This window comes from Planktothrix sp. FACHB-1365 (genome assembly GCF_014697575.1).
GTDB lineage: Bacteria > Cyanobacteriota > Cyanobacteriia > Cyanobacteriales > Microcoleaceae > Planktothrix.
The window spans coordinates 1-20,533 of sequence record NZ_JACJSC010000011.1 but is presented as its reverse complement, the minus strand read 5'-3'; the positions used below and the strand labels follow the sequence as shown (position 1 = coordinate 20,533).

Annotated in this window: 26 protein-coding genes and 3 pseudogenes; 22 read left to right on the top strand and 7 right to left on the bottom strand. The window is 38.9% G+C overall.

The window, feature by feature from the left end; genetic code table 11:
* Window positions 1-69: 69 nt before the first annotated feature.
* The 8 genes from H6G57_RS14240 (at window position 70) to H6G57_RS14205 (ending at window position 5,534) form a co-directional block, all read left to right on the top strand.
* Window positions 70-1,656 (top strand): NAD(P)H-quinone oxidoreductase subunit 4, encoded by a 1,587-nt coding sequence (locus H6G57_RS14240; RefSeq protein WP_190519583.1) that lies wholly within the window; start codon window positions 70-72, stop codon window positions 1,654-1,656.
* Between the two features lie 198 nt (window positions 1,657-1,854).
* Entirely contained in the window at window positions 1,855-2,073 is a 219-nt protein-coding gene (locus H6G57_RS14235; protein ID WP_190519582.1) for a DUF433 domain-containing protein, read from the top strand.
* A 190-nt stretch (window positions 2,074-2,263) separates the two neighbouring features.
* Entirely contained in the window at window positions 2,264-2,926 is a 663-nt protein-coding gene (locus H6G57_RS14230; protein WP_190519581.1) for a ParA family protein, read from the top strand.
* 15 nt (window positions 2,927-2,941) lie between these two features.
* Entirely contained in the window at window positions 2,942-3,451 is a 510-nt protein-coding gene (locus H6G57_RS14225) for a hypothetical protein (RefSeq protein WP_190519579.1), read from the top strand.
* Between the two features lie 5 nt (window positions 3,452-3,456).
* On the top strand, window positions 3,457-3,939 hold the full coding sequence (locus H6G57_RS14220; RefSeq protein WP_190519578.1) for a restriction endonuclease: 483 nt from the start codon (window positions 3,457-3,459) through the stop codon (window positions 3,937-3,939).
* Between the two features lie 63 nt (window positions 3,940-4,002).
* Window positions 4,003-4,473 (top strand): DUF29 domain-containing protein, encoded by a 471-nt coding sequence (locus H6G57_RS14215; protein WP_190519576.1) that lies wholly within the window; start codon window positions 4,003-4,005, stop codon window positions 4,471-4,473.
* Window positions 4,474-4,565: 92 nt separating this feature from the next.
* Window positions 4,566-4,886 carry a DUF433 domain-containing protein gene (locus H6G57_RS14210; protein ID WP_190519574.1) on the top strand — a complete coding sequence of 107 codons (321 nt, stop codon included), beginning with the start codon at window positions 4,566-4,568 and terminating at the stop codon, window positions 4,884-4,886.
* Between the two features lie 264 nt (window positions 4,887-5,150).
* Window positions 5,151-5,534 carry an HPF/RaiA family ribosome-associated protein gene (locus H6G57_RS14205; RefSeq protein WP_190519572.1) on the top strand — a complete coding sequence of 128 codons (384 nt, stop codon included), beginning with the start codon at window positions 5,151-5,153 and terminating at the stop codon, window positions 5,532-5,534.
* Window positions 5,535-5,641: 107 nt separating this feature from the next.
* Here the strand turns inward: H6G57_RS14205 and H6G57_RS14200 are convergent, their stop codons facing one another.
* Window positions 5,642-6,718 carry a hypothetical protein gene (locus tag H6G57_RS14200; RefSeq protein ID WP_190519570.1) on the bottom strand — a complete coding sequence of 359 codons (1,077 nt, stop codon included), beginning with the start codon at window positions 6,716-6,718 and terminating at the stop codon, window positions 5,642-5,644.
* 514 nt (window positions 6,719-7,232) lie between these two features.
* Between H6G57_RS14200 and rpsP the strand changes: the two genes are divergently transcribed.
* From rpsP to H6G57_RS14165, 7 genes are all read left to right on the top strand, one after another.
* The gene (rpsP, locus tag H6G57_RS14195) at window positions 7,233-7,520 is read left to right on the top strand and encodes a 30S ribosomal protein S16 (protein WP_072722716.1); all 288 of its coding nucleotides are present in this window, start codon (window positions 7,233-7,235) and stop codon (window positions 7,518-7,520) included.
* Window positions 7,521-7,539: 19 nt separating this feature from the next.
* Window positions 7,540-7,917 (top strand): KH domain-containing protein, encoded by a 378-nt coding sequence (locus H6G57_RS14190; protein WP_254172899.1) that lies wholly within the window; start codon window positions 7,540-7,542, stop codon window positions 7,915-7,917.
* Between the two features lie 318 nt (window positions 7,918-8,235).
* Complete coding sequence (locus tag H6G57_RS14185; RefSeq protein WP_190519566.1) at window positions 8,236-9,195, top strand: PhoH family protein; 960 nt, start codon at window positions 8,236-8,238, stop codon at window positions 9,193-9,195.
* Window positions 9,196-9,295: 100 nt separating this feature from the next.
* A complete protein-coding gene (locus tag H6G57_RS14180; protein WP_190519564.1) occupies window positions 9,296-9,700 on the top strand; it encodes a ChuX/HutX family heme-like substrate-binding protein in 405 nt (134 codons plus the stop codon).
* 159 nt (window positions 9,701-9,859) lie between these two features.
* A complete protein-coding gene (locus H6G57_RS14175) occupies window positions 9,860-10,699 on the top strand; it encodes a DUF6816 family protein (RefSeq protein WP_190519562.1) in 840 nt (279 codons plus the stop codon).
* Between the two features lie 58 nt (window positions 10,700-10,757).
* Window positions 10,758-11,606, top strand: coding sequence for a transglutaminase family protein (locus H6G57_RS14170; protein WP_190519560.1), 849 nt, complete (start codon window positions 10,758-10,760; stop codon window positions 11,604-11,606).
* Between the two features lie 35 nt (window positions 11,607-11,641).
* Window positions 11,642-12,010 carry a Lin0512 family protein gene (locus H6G57_RS14165; RefSeq protein WP_190519558.1) on the top strand — a complete coding sequence of 123 codons (369 nt, stop codon included), beginning with the start codon at window positions 11,642-11,644 and terminating at the stop codon, window positions 12,008-12,010.
* A 4-nt stretch (window positions 12,011-12,014) separates the two neighbouring features.
* Here the strand turns inward: H6G57_RS14165 and H6G57_RS14160 are convergent, their stop codons facing one another.
* On the bottom strand, window positions 12,015-12,524 hold the full coding sequence (locus H6G57_RS14160; protein ID WP_072722723.1) for a hypothetical protein: 510 nt from the start codon (window positions 12,522-12,524) through the stop codon (window positions 12,015-12,017).
* A gap of 621 nt (window positions 12,525-13,145) precedes the next feature.
* Here H6G57_RS14160 and H6G57_RS14155 point away from each other — a divergent pair.
* The 6 genes and pseudogenes from H6G57_RS14155 to H6G57_RS14130 form a co-directional block, all read left to right on the top strand.
* A complete protein-coding gene (locus H6G57_RS14155) occupies window positions 13,146-13,433 on the top strand; it encodes a WGxxGxxG family protein (protein ID WP_190519556.1) in 288 nt (95 codons plus the stop codon).
* A gap of 15 nt (window positions 13,434-13,448) precedes the next feature.
* Window positions 13,449-13,730 carry a WGxxGxxG family protein gene (locus H6G57_RS14150; protein WP_190519554.1) on the top strand — a complete coding sequence of 94 codons (282 nt, stop codon included), beginning with the start codon at window positions 13,449-13,451 and terminating at the stop codon, window positions 13,728-13,730.
* 180 nt (window positions 13,731-13,910) lie between these two features.
* Entirely contained in the window at window positions 13,911-15,230 is a 1,320-nt protein-coding gene (locus H6G57_RS14145; protein WP_190519552.1) for a YcjF family protein, read from the top strand.
* 10 nt (window positions 15,231-15,240) lie between these two features.
* On the top strand, window positions 15,241-15,672 hold the full coding sequence (locus tag H6G57_RS14140; protein WP_190519550.1) for a DUF29 domain-containing protein: 432 nt from the start codon (window positions 15,241-15,243) through the stop codon (window positions 15,670-15,672).
* A 137-nt stretch (window positions 15,673-15,809) separates the two neighbouring features.
* A complete protein-coding gene (locus H6G57_RS14135; protein WP_190519548.1) occupies window positions 15,810-17,282 on the top strand; it encodes an aldehyde dehydrogenase family protein in 1,473 nt (490 codons plus the stop codon).
* 127 nt (window positions 17,283-17,409) lie between these two features.
* Window positions 17,410-17,559: pseudogene (locus tag H6G57_RS14130) on the top strand (element excision factor XisI family protein); the annotation flags it as partial.
* A 41-nt stretch (window positions 17,560-17,600) separates the two neighbouring features.
* On the opposite strand, the gene H6G57_RS14125 reads toward H6G57_RS14130, so the two are convergent.
* Both H6G57_RS14125 and H6G57_RS14120 read right to left on the bottom strand, forming a co-directional pair.
* Window positions 17,601-18,026, bottom strand: a complete 426-nt coding sequence (locus H6G57_RS14125; RefSeq protein ID WP_309235905.1) for an HNH endonuclease signature motif containing protein — start codon at window positions 18,024-18,026, stop codon at window positions 17,601-17,603.
* 26 nt (window positions 18,027-18,052) lie between these two features.
* Entirely contained in the window at window positions 18,053-18,289 is a 237-nt protein-coding gene (locus H6G57_RS14120) for a hypothetical protein (protein ID WP_190519545.1), read from the bottom strand.
* Window positions 18,290-18,674: 385 nt separating this feature from the next.
* On the opposite strand from H6G57_RS14120, the pseudogene H6G57_RS14115 reads away from it, so the two are divergent.
* Window positions 18,675-18,824 (top strand): annotated as a pseudogene (locus H6G57_RS14115) (element excision factor XisI family protein); the annotation flags it as partial.
* Here H6G57_RS14115 and H6G57_RS14110 read toward each other — a convergent pair.
* The 3 genes and pseudogenes from H6G57_RS14110 to H6G57_RS29025 form a co-directional block, all read right to left on the bottom strand.
* Window positions 18,797-19,168, bottom strand: coding sequence for a DUF433 domain-containing protein (locus H6G57_RS14110; RefSeq protein WP_190519543.1), 372 nt, complete (start codon window positions 19,166-19,168; stop codon window positions 18,797-18,799). The pseudogene H6G57_RS14115 and the gene H6G57_RS14110 sit on opposite strands and share 28 nt — an antisense overlap.
* A 13-nt stretch (window positions 19,169-19,181) precedes the next feature.
* On the bottom strand, window positions 19,182-20,300 hold the full coding sequence (locus H6G57_RS14105) for a CHAT domain-containing protein (protein WP_199314301.1): 1,119 nt from the start codon (window positions 20,298-20,300) through the stop codon (window positions 19,182-19,184).
* Window positions 20,301-20,416: 116 nt separating this feature from the next.
* Window positions 20,417-20,533 (bottom strand): annotated as a pseudogene (locus H6G57_RS29025) (IS630 family transposase); the annotation flags it as partial.

The window sequence follows — 20,533 nt, the reverse complement described above, 5'->3', positions numbered from 1 at the left end:
TTTCTATTAAGAATTAAGACAAATTCGACTTAATTCTTAATTCAAAGTTCTTCATTCATAATTGGATCTATGGAACATTTTCCTTGGTTAACAACCATCATCTTATTCCCCATTGTAGCCTCGTTATTTCTCCCGATTATTCCCGATAAAGACGGAAAAACCGTGAGATGGTACGCTTTAATTGTGGGGTTGATCGATTTTGCCATGATCGTTTATGCCTTTAATACGGGATACGATCTTCATACTTCAGGTTTACAACTGGCTGAAAAATATGCTTGGGTTCCCCAAATTGACTTAAATTGGTCTGTGGGGGCAGATGGTTTATCCATGCCCTTAATTATTTTAACCGGATTTATCACCACTTTAGCCATTTTAGCGGCTTGGCCTGTCACCTTCAAACCCAAATTATTCTATTTCTTGATGTTGGCAATGTATGGCGGACAAATTGCCGTTTTTGCCGTTCAAGATATGTTGCTTTTCTTCTTAGTTTGGGAGTTAGAATTAGTTCCGGTTTATCTCATTTTATCCATTTGGGGCGGGAAAAAACGTCTCTACGCCGCCACCAAATTTATTCTCTATACAGCAGGAGATTCCCTATTTATTTTGGTCGGTTCTCTAGCGATGGCATTCTATGGAGATACCGTTACCTTTGATATGCAGGCGATCGCGGCTAAACATTATCCACTGAATTTACAACTGTTATTATATGGTGGGTTCCTGATAGCTTATGGCGTAAAATTACCAATTTTTCCCCTGCATACTTGGCTCCCTGATGCTCACGGAGAAGCCACCGCCCCAGCCCATATGTTACTCGCAGGAATTCTATTAAAAATGGGGGGGTATGGGTTATTAAGAATGAATGCCGAAATGTTACCCGATGCTCATGCAACCTTTGCCCCAATTTTAGTTATATTGGGTGTGGTTAATATTGTGTATGCGGCGTTAACATCTTTTGCCCAACGAAACCTAAAACGAAAAATTGCCTATTCATCAATTTCCCACATGGGGTTTGTATTAATTGGGATAGCCTCTTTTACCGATATTGGGGTAAGTGGGGCGATGTTACAAATGGTATCTCACGGGTTAATTGGAGCAAGTTTATTCTTCCTGGTAGGCTGTACTTACGACCGCACCCATACCTTAATGTTGGATGAAATGGGCGGCGTTGGCGTCAAGATGAAGAAGGTCTTCGCCATGTGGACAGCGTGCAGTATGGCATCCTTAGCCTTACCGGGGATGAGTGGATTTGTTGCTGAATTAATGGTGTTTATCGGGTTTGCAACCAGCGATGCTTATAACTCCACTTTTAAAGTTATCGTGATTTTATTAGCAGCCGTTGGGGTAATTTTAACGCCCATTTATCTGCTGTCGATGTTGCGTGAAATTCTCTACGGCCCCGAAAATAAAGAGTTAGTAGAACATGAAGAACTGGTGGATGCAGAACCCCGTGAAGTCTTCATTATTGCCAGTTTATTAGTACCGATTATTGGCATTGGGTTATATCCGAAAATATTAACCCAAATCTATGATTCCACTACCACACAGTTAACGGCTTTATTACGTCATTCTGTCCCAACCTTAGCGCAAAAAGCCCCAGAAGTTAAACCGAATAAATGGAAATTCTTCTCTTTGAGTGCGCCTAAAATTGGCAAGTAGTTAGTCATCAAATAGTGATTTCATAAACCTGATTTCTTGAAGAAATCGGGTTTCTTTTTATTGCTGATGATTTAGACCGGATGAAAGAGGATGAAGTTGGTTTAATTGTAAGCGATCGCACCCAATCCCTCTAAAAATAGTTAAACTATAAAATAAATCTCTATGTAAGCGATTAATATTAACTAATTCACAACCCCTATGTCTCAGAATTTCTCGGTGATTGGTATATCTACGGAAATCATGGGAGGAACTCCAGTCTTTATTGGGACAAGAGTTCCCATACAAACGCTATTTGACTATTTAGAGGCGGGAGAGTCTATTGATGATTTTTTAGAGGGATTTCCAACTGTTAGTAGAGAACAAATTATTGCCTTGCTGGAAGAAGCTAAAAAACAATTAATCAGCAGGGTGGCTTAATATGAAGATTCTCTTGGATGAGTGTATAGATCGTAGGTTGGCTAGAGAATTTGTTGGTTATGAGAGCGATCGCCCCGTATCCTAACAAAAACAGTTAAACTATAAAATAAATCTCTATCTAAACGATTAATATCATTGGATGTTATACTGAATGAGATAGTGTGTTTACTAAAAACGTAGTAATACTGTAATGAAAGTCATTCTCTGTACACATAATAGTGGTGGTGTGGGTAAAACGACCTTAGCTGTTCATTTAGCAGGAGTTCTTTCTAAAAGAGGAGATGTTTTACTAATAGATTGTGATGATCAAGCAGATTCTTGGAAGTTTTATGTCAGTGAAGAGCCTAATGAAGAATTTGACTCTAATTCAGTACATACAAGACCAGGGATATCAGTTATAACAAACCCTAATCGAAAACGTCTGAAAAAGTTTGTTAAAATAGAAAAATATGATTATGTTGTTCTTGATATGGATACACCCTTAGTTAATATTGTTCAAGTTATTGTAGGAAGTGATCCTGATGTTATCTTCATACCCATCAGTTTATCCTCAAGGTATAAAGCCGGCTTTAATAATCTTAAATCAACTTTAGAGGTCATTTCTAAGATCGAAGGAAAATGTAATTTTCCACCAGAAGTTTTTGTTGTACCTTTAGGAATTAGTGCTGATGAAATACAAGAAAAAGTTAATAGTATAGAAAATAAGCCTAGCCAATGCAGTGTGGCTTTAGAGATGATTAACGTTCAAGATCCGATGCAAGAAGCTGTATATTTGACTAAAAAATATATTTGGGAATATTCAGAATACCAAGAGCTAGAAAACTATTTTGAAGACTTATTAATTAATATTTAGAAAAGAGGTAAGACAATGAGTTCAAAAGAAACAAAATCAGGGGTTAATCAAGATTTATCTGATAAAAAAGTGATTAAGATCAAGAATGACAGCAAAAAAGTAGATGAAGCCATTAAAAAAGGGATACAACTCAATGAAGAATTAGAGAACGAAGATCAAATCAAAGAATTTACTATTAAAATATTAAATACAGATAACCAAAAGTTGATGGAATTAACATCAGCAATTAGAATGAGTCGGGCAGCTATGATAGAATATTCAATAGAGTATGTTTATTATTGTATTAATAGATTAAAATTAAATCTTGATGAAATTATTCAAAAAATGGGTGGATTAGGAGGAAATTCAAATTCAGATTCTTCAGTTTTATATAATCTAAAGCTAGATATAGTTACATTACATAAAATTAAAAAAATTGGAATGGAAGAAAGAGTTAATGATTGTGCAATTTTAGGGATTCGTTTACTTTATCAAAATAACTGTACTGTAAGAGAATTGGAAAAAACAAGCGAAATTTCACATTAAAGATAATGAGCAATTATAAAGTTATAAATGCTGTAATTCAGGGTATTATTTTGAGTGATACGGCTACTAAACAAGAGTTAGGTCGTCGTTTTGCGTATTGTTTAGGGTTAACTCCTGGCCCTGCTGGGCCTGATGGTGGCGTTGATGGAGAGGGTTATATTAATGGGTTAAAAATTTATTTTCAATCAAAGTTAGAAAACAAAAATTTAGGAGCAGAAAAAGCGGACCTTTTACATTCTGGTCTAATACGACATAGTGCTGATATTGGTGTAATGTTAGCTGGAGTGGGTTATACATCACCAACAAGATCCAAACCTAAAGAGGGTTTTAAAAATCGTCTTCTTGAGTTTCCTGATATTGAACGTTTTAGAATTCATCTACTAACATTACGAGATATATTTGAAGAAAGCCAAACCTTTAAAGATGCTGTTAATGACTTACCTCCTTTGCGTGAACTTAATCGGGAAGTATGGAATATCATGCAATAATAGATCAAATAAAAATAGAATTTTATCACTATTTTTAGCTTTATTTTAACAAACAATATTACTATGAATCCTCAATTATCCCAACAACATCGGAATCAATTAACACTTTATGAACAAGATTATTATTTATGGATTGAGAAAACCGTAGAGCAATTGCGCCAAAACCAACTTCAAGAAATTGATATTCAAAACTTAATTGAAGAGTTAGAAACTATGGGGAGGAGTGAGAAACGAGCGATTCAAAGTAATTTGACGGTTTTGTTAATGCACTTACTCAAATATAAATATCAGCCGAATAAACGTTCTCAAAGTTGGAGAAGTACAATTGTTGAGCATCGGCGACGTTTATTAATTTTGTTTAAAGATAGCCCCAGTTTAAAGGGATACAGTCAGGAAATTTTTGCCGAATGTTATCAAGATGCGCGTCAGGATGCAGCAACAGAAACGCAATTAAAAATCAGTGTTTTCCCTGATGAATGTCCGTTTAATTTAGAAACTGTTTTGAAGGTTGATTATTTAGCTGATGAAGACTAAGCGATCGCATTTTAACTCAACGGATTTAGAAATAGGACAGATAACAGGATAAAAATGATAAAATATCCTTAACTGTGCTGTATTATATTAATATGACCTTAACAGAATTCCAAACTCAACTTTTGTCTCTGACTCTAATTGAAAAAGCCGAAGTCATTCAAGCGTTAACTCAGACTTTAAGCAATGGTTCACGGGGAATTACCAAAACTCCTGGGGTAATGGGTGGGGATGCTTGTATTGCTAATACTCGTCTTCCGGTTTGGCTATTTGTTAGTTTACGCCGTCAAGGTGCGACGGATGCAGAAATTTTGCAATTATATCCGCATCTAACGGCGGCTGATTTGTTGAATGTTTGGGTTTATGCAGAAGCGTATTCTGAAGAAATTGAACAAGCATTAAAAGAACAAGAATAAATATAGTAATATACAAAGACTAGCGGAGCGAATTAATCAAGCAATTGCTAACGAAACCATCTTACTTAATAAGCTAATTCGAGTTAACCGCCCACAATAATAATTTGAATAACCAACTCTATACTATAACGAAATCAGCATTAATAGAAATTCAGAAAAGTTGAGAATGCTTGAGTAAAGGTAAAGAAGATTTCCAACTTCTGATAGAGGAATTAAGGGAAAATAAGCCTTTATATTGAATACAAATTAATAGGAGAAATATCTATGAAAATTCCTGTTGAAATTACTTATCGAGATGTGGAAAAGACCGATTATCTGGATGAGCTAATTAACAAAAAAGTGGCGAAGTTAGAGCGATATTGTAATTATATGAGTAGTTGCCGGGTTGTGGTTGAAAAAATCCATGATCGTCCAAAAAGCGGTTCTCCCTATCGAGTTCGTTTAGATATTACTGTACCCCCAGGACATGAGTTAGCGGCTTCTGAGAACCCTCAAGAAGGAGTTCAATATGAATCGTTAGAAGCTGTGATTCGAGATGCTTTTGAAGCCGCACGCCGTCAATTAGTGGAATTAGTTCAACGTCAACGGGATGAAGTCAAAACCCATACGACAGAGGAAATTGATTCTTATTCTGTACCCCAAATTTAGGGAATTTTACTAAGAATTGGGTTTTAAACGGCTTATAACAAAAAACCTGGTTTCTTTGCAGAATTGAATATTAAATAGAAACCGGGTTTTTCTGAATTTAATCTAATTTACAATAGTAAGATTAGTGTGACTCCTACGACTAAAATTACTATATTTGTAGCTAAGAACAATTGATCAAGCTTTTTGACTCGGAGAATGGATTCAGGATGTTCGCTTTTTGTCCAGTCGGCGGTAATAATAGTTTCTAAAATCCCTGCAATAATCAAAACGTAAACTAAAGCATAGATTTTATCTACTAAAACCAAATAGCCAACATCGGGTAAAGCATCGGAATAGGATTGTTGTAGAAAAACAATGGTTAATAAAGCGGTGACGGGAAGAATAATCCGAGAATCAACATAGATCGGATAAAGTAATAAGGAACCCCAACTGGAAAATAAAACGACAAATAACGGAAGTAATAATTTCCAGGTAAAGAAACTCAAGGGACGGGAAATGTGCATTTCAAACCGCACAGTCGAATAAATCGAGTTATTTTTGCCTTCGTCTAAATCCCCAAAATTAGAGGGATATTGATGGGATAGGGTTTTAATCTCAGAATTTTTAATTTTCCACCCAGGAACGGTTAAATCCGCAGCATAGCCGGATTCTTTTGTATCCGCTATATAGACTAATTCATCTAAGGAATAAACGGCATTTTCAATCGTGACTCCCAAACGTTGTTCATCCAGGGGATAGCGGGAAAATTCAAAGGGTTCTCGAAACCGACTTTCGACCCGCATAATTTGATAGAAACTACCATCTTTGAGTTTTTTCGGTTCTTCATAGGCGGGTTCAATAATTCTTCCCCAGTCTTCAACGCCGTTCATAAATTCTAAATTAGTAACGGGGTCAATTTTGCCTTTCCAACGTAACCATAAATAGAAATCCAAGTAATAGGTATTACTGGACGCATTCAGTTCATAAATATTTTGAGCATAAACTCCAACGGTAACTTTTTGGGCTGTGGGGGGAATTTCAGTGAGCGGTTGATAAATCGGTAAATTTTTTTCAGGGGTTGGAGTGCGAAAACTGTTCCCAAACTGTAAACTTAAGATCAGGATCAAAATACCCAAGGCAGGGATCACAAATTTACGACTATTTTTTTTCAGGTTAATCCAATCGGATAATCGGGATAAGGACATGGGTAGATGTTGGCTGGTTTAAGCTAAGGGGTGAGTCAGGGTAGGGGGGTCAATCGCCCATCCAGCCATTGTTGGCTAAAGTTTCCCTAAACAAATGACTCGGCTGTTGAAAAATAGCTTACCGAAAATTCTGGGTTTAAAGCCTCTAAGTTCCACTTAGGCTTTTTATTGAGTATTGTGGTAGGATGATGTTGGTATGAAAAAACCCACCCAACTTTGCAGTCGATATACCACTGATAACGGTGTGAAACCGAGCCTGAAGGAGACCGGGGAAGCAGATGTAAGGCAATGGAAATCCAACCTTGAATGCACTTTAAATCTCAATAAATTTTAGTCGCCGGAGGGCATTCGGAGACTTTAATCGGACGAGGAGATTGTATAAGACCTAAATACTTAGGCTGTAATCGATGAAACGTCAACCCCATTCAACGACCCTTGTGGCGTGGCGAAGAATCCACTCGCCTTTAAGCAGTGGAGGATGTCAAAATTCATAGAGGAGTATTTTGAATCAATAATGATCAAACTGCGTTTAAAGAGATTCGGAAAAAAGCGGGAAGCTAGTTACCGCATTGTGGCGATGAATAGCGTTTCTCGCCGAGATGGTCGTCCCCTAGAAGAACTGGGCTTCTACAATCCCAGAACCGATGAAGTCCGATTGGATGTCCCTGGCATTGTCCGCCGCTTACAGCAAGGGGCGCAACCGACTGAGACCGTGCGTAGCATCCTGAGAAAAGCCAATGTTTTTGAACAACTCAAGTCTGGAGTCCAACCCGAAGCCACGACCGCAGAATCCGCAGTCTAATCCCAATTATGACCAACTGGTGCGGTTTTTAATCGAGCCGTTTCTGGATTCCCCAGAGTCCTTGCGGGTCGATTGTGAGCATTTTGCGAGTCTGCGTAAAACTTGGATTCGGTTGGCGGTGGAAGCCGAAGACAAGGGGCGGGTTTATGGTCGTGGCGGACGCAATATTCAAGCCATTCGGATGGTTTTAATCGCACTAGCCGCAGCGTCCGGTGAAACGATTTATTTGGATATCTATAACGATAGTGAATCCGATGAGTCTCATCGGGAACGGGAACCTAGAGAGTCGTTTAGTCATCGCTCTCCAGGGCGATATGCAGGGGGGGAAGGACGTACTCGTCCACCCACACGTTCATCCCCTTCTAAGCCTCGTTTGAACCGAAGATATGAAGAATAACGTTACCCAAATCTGTCCTAAGCAGTAAAACCCAACGGCTCAGGATAGATTAAGGGTTAGACGAATTTTTTAATGTTGGGCAGAATAGGGTGCAATTGACCCAGATAGTTTTGCCCAACCTCTTCTCAGTATTTTTTAGTAGGGAATAGGGAATAGGGAATTACGAATTACGAATTACGAATTACGAATAGGGAATAAAATATCAAGAAAAAGAGGGAAACAAGTTTAGATTTGCTGGATTTTTTTTGTTAATTACTGTTAGTTGTGACTGCTATCTATTGGCATCGGATCATTGATTGAGAAAAAGTTGATATTATCATGACTGAGCGATTTACCCTTCAGTTACCGAGTATTGAAAGTGCAATGGCGCTTTCGGGTTATCAAGAAGATAATCTAAAAGTTCTATCTCAACAAACGGGCGCTCAACTGGTGATGCGAGGACAGGAATTGCTCGTGAGTGGAACCGCCAGTCAAATTCAATTGTGTGAAAAATTAGTTGAATCGTTAAAAGAATTTTGGAAAGACGGGAAACCGATTACTTCTGTAGATATTCTCACAGCGCGTCACGCTATTAATACCCATCAAGAGGATGCTTTTCAAGAAATCCAGCGTGATGTTTTAGCCAAAACACGGCGAGGACTAGAAATTCGGGCTAAAACCTTTCGCCAACGTCAATATATTCAGGCGATACGGACTCAAGATTTAGTGTTTTGTATTGGCCCTGCGGGAACGGGTAAAACCTATTTAGCTGCAATTTTAGCGTTACAAGCGTTATTATCCGATCAATATGAACGATTAATTTTAACTCGTCCGGCGGTGGAAGCCGGGGAAAAATTAGGCTTTTTACCCGGAGATTTACAACAAAAAGTTAATCCCTATTTACGGCCGTTATATGATGCCCTGTATGAATTAATTGACCCGGAAAAAGCCGCAAATTTAATGGAACGAGGAGTAATTGAAGTGGCTCCCCTAGCGTATATGCGGGGTCGGACGTTAAACAATTCTTTTATTATTTTAGATGAAGCCCAAAATACCACCCCGGCTCAAATGAAAATGGTATTAACTCGTTTAGGATTTCGCTCTCGAATGGTGGTAACGGGAGATATTACCCAAACGGATTTATTACCGAATCAAACGTCGGGGTTAACAACAGCGTTAAAAATCTTAAAAAATGTGGAAGGAATTGCCTTTTGTGAATTTTCCCAAGCGGATGTGGTGCGCCATTCCCTCGTCCAACGCATTGTTGCTGCTTACGAAAAACATGAGAAAATCAACTAAATCAGGGGGTTAACCTCTAGGTTAAAAAAAATCCAGCCAAAGGTTACAGAATTCTAGTAAAATTGAGAATTAAAAAGAATTTATAACTGGATTTTAGACCATGAGTAATCTCAAAGAATTTTTAGAAGGGTGCGAAAATTTAGGAACATTACGGTTAATTGTCACCAGCAGTGCGGCGGTGTTAGAAGTTCGAGGAAAACTTGAAAAGCTATTTTATGCAGAATTACCCAAAGGAAAATATGCCAATATGCACACCGAGGGGTTTGAATTTCATCTGAATATGGATCATATTAAACAGGTGAAATTTGAAACCGGAGAAGCCAAACGGGGTAATTTTACAACCTATGCAATTCGCTTTCTGAGTGAACAGCAAGAGGTTGTATTAAGTGCGTTTTTACAATGGGGAAAACCGGGAGAATATGAACCTGGACAAGTGGAACAATGGGAAGCTTTAAAAGAAAAATATGGAGAAGTTTGGCAACCCATTCCGGTTGAAACATTATAAGGTTAATCTTCCCTTAAAATTTAGGGGCGAGGTCTTCTCGCCCCCATCCCCAAAATGCAAGCAAAGAGGGTTGGGAGGGACGCCACCCCTACGGTAAAATCTTGCAATTTCTAATCAATTCCTGTTTCCTGTTCCCTGTTCCCTATTCCTAACTAAAAAATGAAAAAAATTATTTTAATTGTGGGTTTAATTGTGGGTTTAATGTTCGGAAAAACTGATGCTCAAGCCGGACAATTAGCCGAGCGTTTATCCCTATTTCCCGACTGGAATCATAAACCCATGATTCAAAAGGCGCAAGGGGATTTATATTATCCTCAGTGGATGGAAGGAGAGTGGGATGTTACCAGTACATTAGTTGATAAAGTCGCACCAATGGCTCCCCAAATCACCACTCCTGGGTTTGAAAAAAATGCTGAACTTCTGAATCAACCCATTGAGTTTAAAGTTAGATTTAAAACAGTTCAATCGTTACCAAAGTTACAGATTTTTCCCATAACTTTATTTTTTACTCAAGCAGGTTCAGAGAAAGAAAAAGATGGAAAAATCTATCCTAAGATAGTGGGCGATCGCGCATTTAATGGGTTTAATATGGGAAAAGCTCTGTTAGGAGAAAATGGGATTTTATCCGTTAAGGCTGATCCCACAAACTCGAATCGCCTAATCACAGCTTTACCCGGAAATGTAGAACTAATTTCAACGGTCACAGGTCGGAGTTCTGAAACTCCCCGTGAAGATCAATTTATTGCCACCGAAATTAGTCAACAAGTCTTTGAAAGTTCATCTCAAATCTATTTGAATGAAGTGGAAACTACAACGGCTTACCAGGCAGAATTTGACGACAAAAATTCATTTAATGAGGTAAAATCGATTATCGGAGATCAAGTAACGGCCGTTTATTTATCTCCTCAAGATCCGAATTTTTTTGCAGCTAGTGGTCATCCGGTGGCGTTATATCGCTATCAATTAAAGTTAGTGAAATGTAGAAACCGGGTTTCTTAAAGAAACCCGGTTTCTGAGGGTTGAACAATCGCAATAAAGGGTTGAAGGGTTGGGAATTATGAAATTTAAAGTTAGTTGTGAATTAAACTATCAAGTGAGTAGCAATACTACATTTATTTTTAATGTTAATGTTGCTAAAACGACAAGTCAAACTATCTTAGAAGAACATTTGAACTTAGAACCGGAGCTTAATCATGAAGAATATATTGATCCTAATTTAAAAAATCGTTATATTCGGATTAATGTTTCTTCAGGGAATTTAAGCTTATCCTATCAGGCCATTGTTGATGTGATGTATGAAGAAACCAATCCCACAACAATTAATGAAGTTCCGATAGCAAAACTTCCCTTAGAATTTTTACAATATATTTATCCAAGTCGCTATTGTCAATCTGACCGATTAATGCGGTTTGCTCAATCAGAATTCGGTCATTTATTGCCCGATTATTCCAGAGTAACGGCAATTTGTAATTGGATTTATGATAATGTAACTTACTTATCAGGGAGTAGTGATCAACATACCTCTGCCTTTGATACGGTGACAGAACGGGCGGGAGTTTGTCGAGATTTTGCCCATTTAGGAATTGCTTTTTGCCGTTCTTTAAATATTCCGGCTCGGTTTGCATCGGGTTATGCTTATAAACTACAACCCCCGAATTTTCATGCTTATTTTGAGGCGTATTTAGGCGATCGCTGGTACTTATTTGACGCCACTCGCCTTGCTCCCCGTAATGGATTAATTAGAATTGGAACGGGACGAGATGCGGCGGATATTGCCTTTGCGACTATTTTTGGAATGGCAGAAATGAACCAAATGAAAGTGGAAGTTGAATGTTTAGAAACCCATTCAGATTCTGACTGTCCCGAATATACTTATCAAGCCATTAGTCATCAAGTCTTTTCCTAGATACAATATAGAGTTAAAAATAACCAATAAAAATCATGGCTAAAAAACGATTTGTAATTGAAATGGGGATGGGGGTTGATCAACATGGACAGGAACCTACGGTTGCCGCCGCTAGGGCACTTAGAAATGCGATCGCCCATAATGCGTTACCCGGAATTTGGGAAGTAGCGGGATTAAATCATCCCAATGAAATGATTGTAGAAGTGCAAATTGCCGTTCCCTATCCTGAACAAGTCAGAACTGAAGAAGTATTAGCCGTTTTACCCTTTGGACAGAAAACAATTACCGTTGAAACCGGGGGAATGGTGGTACAAGGACGGGCAATTGAAGAATTTCAAGACAAAAATGATGAGATGTTAATTGCCGTTGCGGCGGTAACAGTTTGGGTCGAAAAGGAAGTGTAATTATTTAAACCGGATAGTACAAACCATCCCCCCGTCTGTGCCAACCAATACCACTGGGATCTTTTTGTTGACTCCAATAGCTAAAATGTTCTGCACCTTTGGCAAATTCTTTGGCAACACTTCCTGTATTCACTCCTAAGCGGCGAGTTAATTCTTCTTCTGTTTTGGGTGTCAACCTCAATAAATTTCTAGGATGATTATTATTAGTAGAATTAGCTCCACGACGAGTCGTTTCAGCCGTGACAGTTTTGTCTAATAACTGCTGCATCAAGGCAATTTGTCCTTTTAAAAGGTCAATATCTCCTTTTAACAGTTTTACTTGGTCTTGGACAATTTCTTCGACCTCCGTTCGCAGTTCAGAATTGAGTTGCGGCTGTTCCCCATCAAAGAACTGTTTAATCATTTGGACTAACGCTGCACTTTCCGTTAAGTTGTGCCGTTTCATGTACTGACGCAGTTTTTTATGATAATCCGGGGGAACGTAAGTAACGGCCCTGATATTCTTTGTTACCATGAGTATGTTAAATTGTGCTACCTCAACACTAACACGACTTGCAAACAAGTACGCTACTATTAGCATACTATTCACCTTAAACTCAGTTGATGTATCATTGAGAATCAACAATGATGATCTCTCAATTTTGCCAATATCAACTGAGATTCAAGGTTCTTGATTTAGCCATATTAGCTTAAATTTTGGGATTTGCACCGTCGCGCATCGATTTAGGGCTTGAAGGTTGCTTGATGAAGCTGACCTCTAACTCTCAGGCTTTTATAATCTGACAAAAACTGGTTTAAGAAAGAATTTCTTATTAGGTAGAAATATTTTATATTCCATCCTTAAATATTTGCTATAAATAATTGATCGGATACCTAATAACTTTTTCCTATCCCCTCTATTACCTATTCCCTATTTTCTTTTCCCCCTGTTCCCTGTTCGGTGTTCCCTGTTCGGTGTTCCCTAGCTATCTCTTTAGTGTTAACTGTACTTGACTTTATGTTATGGCTAAAGAGGGAGGAAATAGGCAGACAAATCCCCTACATTTAAAACATCGCTTACATTGTTGAAGCCCGATTTTAATTCTAAATCGTTGATTCACATCTTAACCGAGCGAATATCCAAGGAGATTAATTCATGAAACTGAATTCTTTACCCAAATTAGTGAGTGCTACTGCCTTAGCTTTAAGTTTAGCAGTTCTGCCGTCTACACTGTCTGCTTCTGCTCAAACCACACCCACAGATACAGGCACAACAGGCACAGATAACACCAATACAACCTACACCCAAACCGCAGGAGATCGAGATTTTGATTGGGGTTGGCTGGGTCTGCTCGGTTTAATTGGTTTAGGTGGTTTAGCTCGTAAAAATGAAGATCCAGCCCCCCGTTATCGCACCACAGATGAAGCCGCAAACCGCTACTAAAATAGAGGATTACTCATGAGAATTAAACCGTCTGTGCAACAGCTTTTGGGTACAGGAATGATTGCTTTAAGTTTAGCTATATTTCCGGCTTCCTTACCGGCTCAAGCTCAAACTAATCCTAATAGTCCTACTATTGATACGACTCCATTTCAAGAAACAAGAGATGATAATAATAACTGGGGTTGGTTAGGACTTCTAGGGTTAATTGGTTTAGCAAACTTATTTCGTCAGCCCAAAACCCATCACGAAACCTATCGTGATCCCAACGTTACCACTCGTCCCGGCTATCGAGAATAAAACCATCAAATATTGGTTAAATGAGAAAATATAGGGTTAAAAAGCTGGGGTAGGTGATACCTACCCTGATTTTATTTTATGGGTCTGAATTCGGGGGGAAACAGGGGAGGATAACCGAAACCGAGGAATAGGATTTTAACCTTAAACTAGAATCAAAGTAGAGAATATCAAACTTGACCTATGACTGAAACCCCGGATTCTCAAATCTCCTCCCCGGTGTCTGAAACGCCCAATCAATCAACCTCTGTTAATTCCTCTTGGATGGATGGAATTGCAGCCGGTTGGAGTTGGACAACCCAACAACTTAAAGGACTTTTCCCGACTGACCAAATAGCTCAAACCGTTGTCCAATGGTTTAGTGTTAATGAAACTCAAATTGCTGAGATTTTAGAAAAGGTTCGGGCAGAACTTCCCACCACAGAAGCCTTATTAATTGGCAAACCTCAAGCGGGAAAAAGCTCAATTGTTCGAGGGTTAACCGGGGTTTCAGCCGAAATTGTGGGTCAAGGATTTCGTCCTCATACTCAACACACTGAACGTTATGCCTATCCCTCTAATGATTTACCCTTACTGATTTTTAAAGATACCGTTGGCTTAGGGGATATTAATCAAAATACTGATCTGATTATTCAAGAATTAATTGGGGATTTACAACAAGAAAGCCCAGGAGCAAGAGTTTTAATTCTAACGGTTAAAATTAACGATTTTGCCACCGATACGTTACGAACAATTGCCCAAAGCTTACGGAAAAAATATCCTAATATTCCTTGTTTATTAGCCGTTACTTGTCTCCATGAACTTTATCCTCCCCACATTGATAACCATCGGATTTATCCCCCTGATTTTGAAGATATTAATCGAGCCTTTGCAGAATTAAAATTAGCCTTTAAAGGGTTATATGATCAGGCTGTTTTAATTGATTTTACCTTAGAAGAAGATGGCTATACCCCTGTATTTTATGGCTTAGAAGCTTTGCGAGATACCTTAGCCGATTTGCTCCCTGAAGCTGAAGCCAGAACGATTCATCAATTATTAAATGGAGAGGTTAACGATCAACTGGGAAATATCTATCGAGATGTGGGAAGACGGTATATTTTAGCTTTTAGTATTATGGCGGCAACCGTTGCCGCCGTTCCCCTTCCCTTTGCTACGATGCCCGTATTAACAGCCTTACAAGTTTCTCTGGTGGTGTTATTAGGAAATCTTTATGGAAAAACTTTAAATCCCTCTCAAGCAGGCGGCTTAGTCAGTGCGATCGCTGGAGGATTTTTAGCCCAAATGATCGGTCGAGAATTAATTAAATTTATTCCCGGTTTTGGCAGTGTTATTGCTGCGTCTTGGGCTGCTGCTTATACTTGGGCATTAGGGGAAGGAGCTTGTGTTTATTTTGGGGATTTAATGGGAGGAAAAAAACCAGATCCGCAAAGAATTCAAGTTGTTATGGAAGAAGCATTCAAAACAGCAAAAGAACGGTTTAAAGGAATTAATGAATCAAAATAGAGGATAAACGATGACTAATTTATATGAAACCGATTTTCAGAGTTGGATAGAAGATCAAGTAAATCTTCTGAAAACTCAACAATGGCAACAGTTAGATACACTGAATTTAATTGAGGAAATCGAAGCCTTGGGACGAAAAGAACGACAAGAACTGAGAAATCGATTAGGGATTCTCTTAGGACATTTGTTAAAATGGCAATTTCAACTTGATAAACGAACGAATAGTTGGTTGGGAACCATTCGAGAACAACGCATTCAAATTAAATTTTTATTACAAGATAGTCCGAGTTTAAAGGCTTATTTGAATCAAATTTTACCCGATGCTTATGAATTAGGATTAGCCTTAGCTATTCGAGAAACAAAACTCGGTGAACAAATCTTTCCCGAAGTCTGTCCTTATACCTTAGAACAAACCTTAGATCCTCAATTTTTACCCATTTAATCTGCTTATATCCGCATAAATACTGACTTTTTATTAATTAAACATGATGAAATTTGTATTAAGATTTGCCAAAATGGGGTTTCAATTAACGAAAATTATAGGAGATCAAAACTTCAATTTTAATAAAGGAATAAATCATGGTGACATCGATCAGACCCGATCAAAAAGTGAAAATTGGGCCAACTCAATTACTGATCAATAATGAATGGGTGAATAGCGTTTCGGGTCGTCGCTTTGAGACCATTAACCCCACGACAGGTGAGATCATCTGTGATGTAGCTGAGGCTGACTCCTCTGATGTTGATCAGGCTGTTAAAGCGGCAAGAACGGCGTTTACCCGTGGCAATTGGCCAAAAATGTCAGCAACGAAACGGGGCGAACTGCTGTACAAATTAGCAGATTTAATTGAACAAAATATTTTGGAATTGGCACAGTTAGAATCCTTGGATAATGGTAAACCTGTGACGGATTCACTGAATATTGATTTGCCCTTGGTTATTGCTTGCTATCGTTATTATGCTGGGTGGGCTGATAAAATTCAAGGCAAAACCATTCCGATTAACGGTTCTTATTTCTGTTATACCCGCCATGAACCCATCGGTGTAGTCGGTCAGATTATCCCCTGGAATTTCCCTCTGTTAATGCAGGCTTGGAAGTTAGCGCCAGCCTTAGCAACCGGGAATACAGTTGTACTTAAAACCGCCGAACAAACTCCTTTATCAGCATTACGGATCGGTGAACTAATCGTTGAAGCGGGTTTTCCTCCCGGTGTCGTTAACATTTTATCGGGCTACGGGCCAACAGCCGGGGCAGCAATTTCTCACCATCATGACATTGATAAGGTTGCTTTTACAGGATCAACGGAAGTGGGACATTTAATTATGGAAGCTGCTGCTAAAAGCAATTTGAAGCGTGTCACATTGGAATTGGGCGGTAAGAGTCCTAATATTATTTTTGCCGATGCCAATATGGATGCAGCCATCGAAGGAACTCACTTTGGTCTATTTTTTAACCAAGGACAATGCTGCTGTGCGGGGTCGCGGGTGTTCGTGGAAGAAAAATGCTATGACGAGTTTGTCGCCAAAACCGTTGAACGTGCTAAACAACGAGTCGTCGGCGATCCTTTTGATGCTAACACTCAGCAAGGGCCGCAGGTGGATCAAGAGCAGTTTAATAAGGTGATGGGCTACATTGAATCTGGTATACGAGAAGATGCCCAGATGTTATGCGGGGGTCATCGTGTCGGCGATCGCGGTTTCTTTATCGAGCCTACTGTTTTCGCAAATGTTCGGGATGAGATGAAGATTGCTCAAGAAGAAATCTTTGGGCCGGTGATGAGTATTATCAAGTTTAAAGATATCAACGAGGTGGTTGAACGAGCTAATAATACCATTTATGGTCTGGCTGCGGCGGTTTGGACGCAAGATATTACTAAAGCTCATACTATTGCTAACAGTCTGCGGGCGGGTACAGTTTGGGTCAATTGTTATGATGTTTTCGATGCGGCTGCACCCTTTGGCGGATTTAAACAATCTGGAATTGGGCGCGAATTAGGCGAATACGGTTTGCAACAATACACCGAAATTAAGACGGTGACAATCAAGCTTTAATCAAGAAACCAGGTTTTTCAATAAATCTTAATTTCTAGTCAAGCTAACAACAAAAAGTCAAGAAACCGGGTTTTTCAACAAAACTCAATTTGTGAAGTCAAGCTAACTGCAAAAACCCGGTTTCTATATAAAAGATGGTAAAATTTGGATTCAGAGGGATAGAACAGAAACAGGAATAGCGAATGAGTTGGTCGCTGCGGGAGTTGCTAAAGAGGATATTGTTTTAGCGTTTAAAGCCCCTTATATTCGTCAATTTACTGAGTTTGCTGTGGGGTAAATTGACTCGATTGATTTTTGGGCTTGTGCGGACAAATCTGCTTACTCAAGCTGCCGGGGATCTTCTGAGGGAGGATGCCAGCCAGCCTGAACCCATAGCGCACGGGCTTCTTGGATAGAACGTTCTCCTCTATAGCGCTCGTCGTTGAGGTCAAGACGCTCACAAGTGGCTCGACCGATAGGAGTTGTGCCGACAATCTCCGTACCCTCTGCATTCCAGATGAAGTGGTCAGACCACTGCTGTTGACGGGGATTAAATAAAGGCAGAATTGCTGAGGTTTCCACATCCCGACCCACAATGAAGTTATAACGACGCTGGTTACATCGGCTACAAGCTAAAGCCAGGTTATCAGAATTGTCAGAGCCACCTAGAGAGCGCGGTTGGATGTGATCGATGGTGAAACGAGAGGTGCTAATTTTCTCTGGAGAGTGGCAATATTCGCACAGGTAGCCTGCGCGTTTCCGCACGAGTTGCCTGGTCAATTCATTAATAGTCATTGCTCGGCAATCAAGAGGGAATTGAGGTAGGTAAAGATGCGGTCAAGTTCCCCGATGGCATTGAGTTCTGCCTCTTCTTCTAGGGTTAGCGAACCTGTCTTGTTTTTTTCTAGCAAATCTTCGAGGTTAGATTGTAACTCGTCGCTAAATTTGAAGAGTCGAAGGTGATCAACTTTCTCAACTTTAATGCCTGTTTCCAGTAAGGACTGTGGGCTAATCATTACTTGGATCATAATTTTGCTGCTCCAATACAAAGCACTAACTTAACTCTAGCAAATTCTGATAAGCCGCGATTTTCTAATATTTCAATAGATAGGGGTGTGAAATGGAAAGTAGTTATATTTTAACAGAAATTTAGCTAATATGAAATCCCATTATGAACGCTACAGATGATCCCCCCCAACCCCCCTGTAGAGACGTTGCATGCAACGTCTCTACAGGGGGGATTTGTAGCAAACATTTAGGGATTTCATATAAGTAGAAATGGAGTCAAGAAACCGGGTTTTTCAATAAAACTGAAATTGTACAGTCAAGTTAACTGCAAAAAGTCAAGAAACCGGGTTTTTCAACAAAACTCAATTTGTGAGGTCAAGTTAACTGCAAAAACCCGGTTTCTATATAAAAGATGGTAAAATTTGGATTCAGAGGGATAGAACAGAAACAGGAATAGCGAATGAGTTGGTCGCTGCGGGAGTTGCTAAAGAGGATATTGTTTTAGCGTTTAAAGCTCCTTATATTCGTCAATTTACTGAGTTTGCTGTCGGGTAAATTGACTCGATTGACTTTTGGGCTTGTCTAGTGGCTCTCAATTGCCGAAGTTTTTCTGATACTGGTGGAGGATTGAGACGCTGTTGTTCTCTCATTTTATGACCGTGTTCTATCCAATTTTTTAGGTAATTGCTAATCGTTTCTTTGTTCTGTAGGTAATAGAGAATTGTCGCATAGACTTGTTCTAAGGTTAGCGAGGGGTAGGTTTGGGCAATTTCTTCGGGAGTGCAACTGCGATCAATATATTCATAAAGGATAGTTTCGATGCCAATTCTTGTACCTTTCAGTCGAATATCATCGGGAGTGAGGAAGTTGAAATAATCTGTTAGTTTGGCTGTTGACATGGGTTATATCCTTTTATTGTTTATATTTCACACCTGTTGGTCTAATTTCTATACTGTTAATATTTTTCCAGGAATTATAGATCCTCCGCTTCAAATCATTGAAAATTCTACGCTGTTCTTTCCTGCAAACTAGGCATATATAAATACCCTCAAACTCAAATTCATCACCCGAACGTCGAATAGTGTGATTTGATAAAGATAACTTTGATCCACAAGAACAAAAAGAGTCTTGCGCTATAGACAACGGCAAGCGCTTAAGTAGATGATGTAATTCATAACCATCATAAACACATCTCAAGAAAAGTTCAACTCTAAATTCTCTCTTGTCTTCATCCCAATTAATTACATACTTGTGAGCGTAATTTGTGTAATTTATTGATACCCCACAGCAAGGACAATATTCAGGTAACTTTGTTATGCTTTGATTATCTGCTATTCTTGTATATTTTTTTTGAAGCCATTGAGTTAACCCAGACAATATATTATTTTTTGACAATATTAATGGAGGTTTATACTCATTATCATTTTCTGGTTGTAAAAGTGATGAATCTCTATCAGAATAATGTTGAGTAGCCTGTAGTTCAATCCAAGTAGGCGGTAATTTAGCAACATTTTGACAGATTACAGGCAACCAACTCGCACAAGGAAAATGACTTTCTAAACCTTGCAATCTTTCCCGCGCTTCCTTAACTGCTAAATAAAACGACTGACCCCCTGAAAAAGAACCCAGAAAATATTTTAAAAATTCCTGTGCTACTTTGTCAGGAACAGGTTCTCGCATGACAATCATTTGAGGTAGATTCAAATCAGCTAAATCTTGAGCTAACCCCAAACCATCACAGGAGTTAAAAATAGCCAGTTGTAAGCCTTTTTCAATAGCTTTTTTTAACGCATATCTTAAGTCAGGAATTGTTAAACTCTCAGTCTTATTAATATATAGAATTCCTGTCTCCCCTTCTGTGCGGCTATGTCCGGCAAAAAAGAGAATATCCCAAGACTGTTCCCAGAGTTGATCGTTGAGTTCTTGGCGGTTAGGTTTAACTAAAAACTCAACTTTAGCACCCGGAATAGAATTTAAAAAGTTTCGATCTGCTTCAACATTAATCCCGTCATCATTGCCCAAAATTGCCAAAATCTTAACCTGATTATTAGCAACTTTGGCTGTTGTTACTTGTTTAAATTTGGGCGCACCGACACTAATTTCTGCTTTAGGGTAACGTTCTAATATAAGCTGCTACGCAGCTTGATTTAATAAACAGCATTGCCCTTATTTTTAATTTTACGAGACCAATTAATGATTAGCTCTCCTTCATTTAATAATTTATGTAACAACTCTTCTAACTGCTCAACTGATTCAAATAGTCG

Excerpts from the sequence above, each read along its gene's own strand:
- H6G57_RS14240 (WP_190519583.1), top strand. The coding sequence starts at position 70 with ATGGAACATTTTCCTTGGTTAACAACCATCATCTTATTCCCCATTGTA.
- H6G57_RS14235 (WP_190519582.1), top strand. The coding sequence starts at position 1,855 with ATGTCTCAGAATTTCTCGGTGATTGGTATATCTACGGAAATCATGGGA.
- H6G57_RS14230 (WP_190519581.1), top strand. The coding sequence starts at position 2,264 with ATGAAAGTCATTCTCTGTACACATAATAGTGGTGGTGTGGGTAAAACG.
- H6G57_RS14225 (WP_190519579.1), top strand. The coding sequence starts at position 2,942 with ATGAGTTCAAAAGAAACAAAATCAGGGGTTAATCAAGATTTATCTGAT.
- H6G57_RS14220 (WP_190519578.1), top strand. The coding sequence starts at position 3,457 with ATGAGCAATTATAAAGTTATAAATGCTGTAATTCAGGGTATTATTTTG.
- H6G57_RS14215 (WP_190519576.1), top strand. The coding sequence starts at position 4,003 with ATGAATCCTCAATTATCCCAACAACATCGGAATCAATTAACACTTTAT.
- H6G57_RS14210 (WP_190519574.1), top strand. The coding sequence starts at position 4,566 with ATGACCTTAACAGAATTCCAAACTCAACTTTTGTCTCTGACTCTAATT.
- H6G57_RS14205 (WP_190519572.1), top strand. The coding sequence starts at position 5,151 with ATGAAAATTCCTGTTGAAATTACTTATCGAGATGTGGAAAAGACCGAT.
- H6G57_RS14200 (WP_190519570.1), bottom strand. The coding sequence starts at position 6,718 with ATGTCCTTATCCCGATTATCCGATTGGATTAACCTGAAAAAAAATAGT.
- rpsP (WP_072722716.1), top strand. The coding sequence starts at position 7,233 with ATGATCAAACTGCGTTTAAAGAGATTCGGAAAAAAGCGGGAAGCTAGT.
- H6G57_RS14185 (WP_190519566.1), top strand. The coding sequence starts at position 8,236 with ATGACTGAGCGATTTACCCTTCAGTTACCGAGTATTGAAAGTGCAATG.
- H6G57_RS14180 (WP_190519564.1), top strand. The coding sequence starts at position 9,296 with ATGAGTAATCTCAAAGAATTTTTAGAAGGGTGCGAAAATTTAGGAACA.
- H6G57_RS14175 (WP_190519562.1), top strand. The coding sequence starts at position 9,860 with ATGAAAAAAATTATTTTAATTGTGGGTTTAATTGTGGGTTTAATGTTC.
- H6G57_RS14170 (WP_190519560.1), top strand. The coding sequence starts at position 10,758 with ATGAAATTTAAAGTTAGTTGTGAATTAAACTATCAAGTGAGTAGCAAT.
- H6G57_RS14165 (WP_190519558.1), top strand. The coding sequence starts at position 11,642 with ATGGCTAAAAAACGATTTGTAATTGAAATGGGGATGGGGGTTGATCAA.
- H6G57_RS14160 (WP_072722723.1), bottom strand. The coding sequence starts at position 12,524 with ATGGTAACAAAGAATATCAGGGCCGTTACTTACGTTCCCCCGGATTAT.
- H6G57_RS14155 (WP_190519556.1), top strand. The coding sequence starts at position 13,146 with ATGAAACTGAATTCTTTACCCAAATTAGTGAGTGCTACTGCCTTAGCT.
- H6G57_RS14150 (WP_190519554.1), top strand. The coding sequence starts at position 13,449 with ATGAGAATTAAACCGTCTGTGCAACAGCTTTTGGGTACAGGAATGATT.
- H6G57_RS14145 (WP_190519552.1), top strand. The coding sequence starts at position 13,911 with ATGACTGAAACCCCGGATTCTCAAATCTCCTCCCCGGTGTCTGAAACG.
- H6G57_RS14140 (WP_190519550.1), top strand. The coding sequence starts at position 15,241 with ATGACTAATTTATATGAAACCGATTTTCAGAGTTGGATAGAAGATCAA.
- H6G57_RS14135 (WP_190519548.1), top strand. The coding sequence starts at position 15,810 with ATGGTGACATCGATCAGACCCGATCAAAAAGTGAAAATTGGGCCAACT.
- H6G57_RS14120 (WP_190519545.1), bottom strand. The coding sequence starts at position 18,289 with ATGATCCAAGTAATGATTAGCCCACAGTCCTTACTGGAAACAGGCATT.
- H6G57_RS14110 (WP_190519543.1), bottom strand. The coding sequence starts at position 19,168 with ATGTCAACAGCCAAACTAACAGATTATTTCAACTTCCTCACTCCCGAT.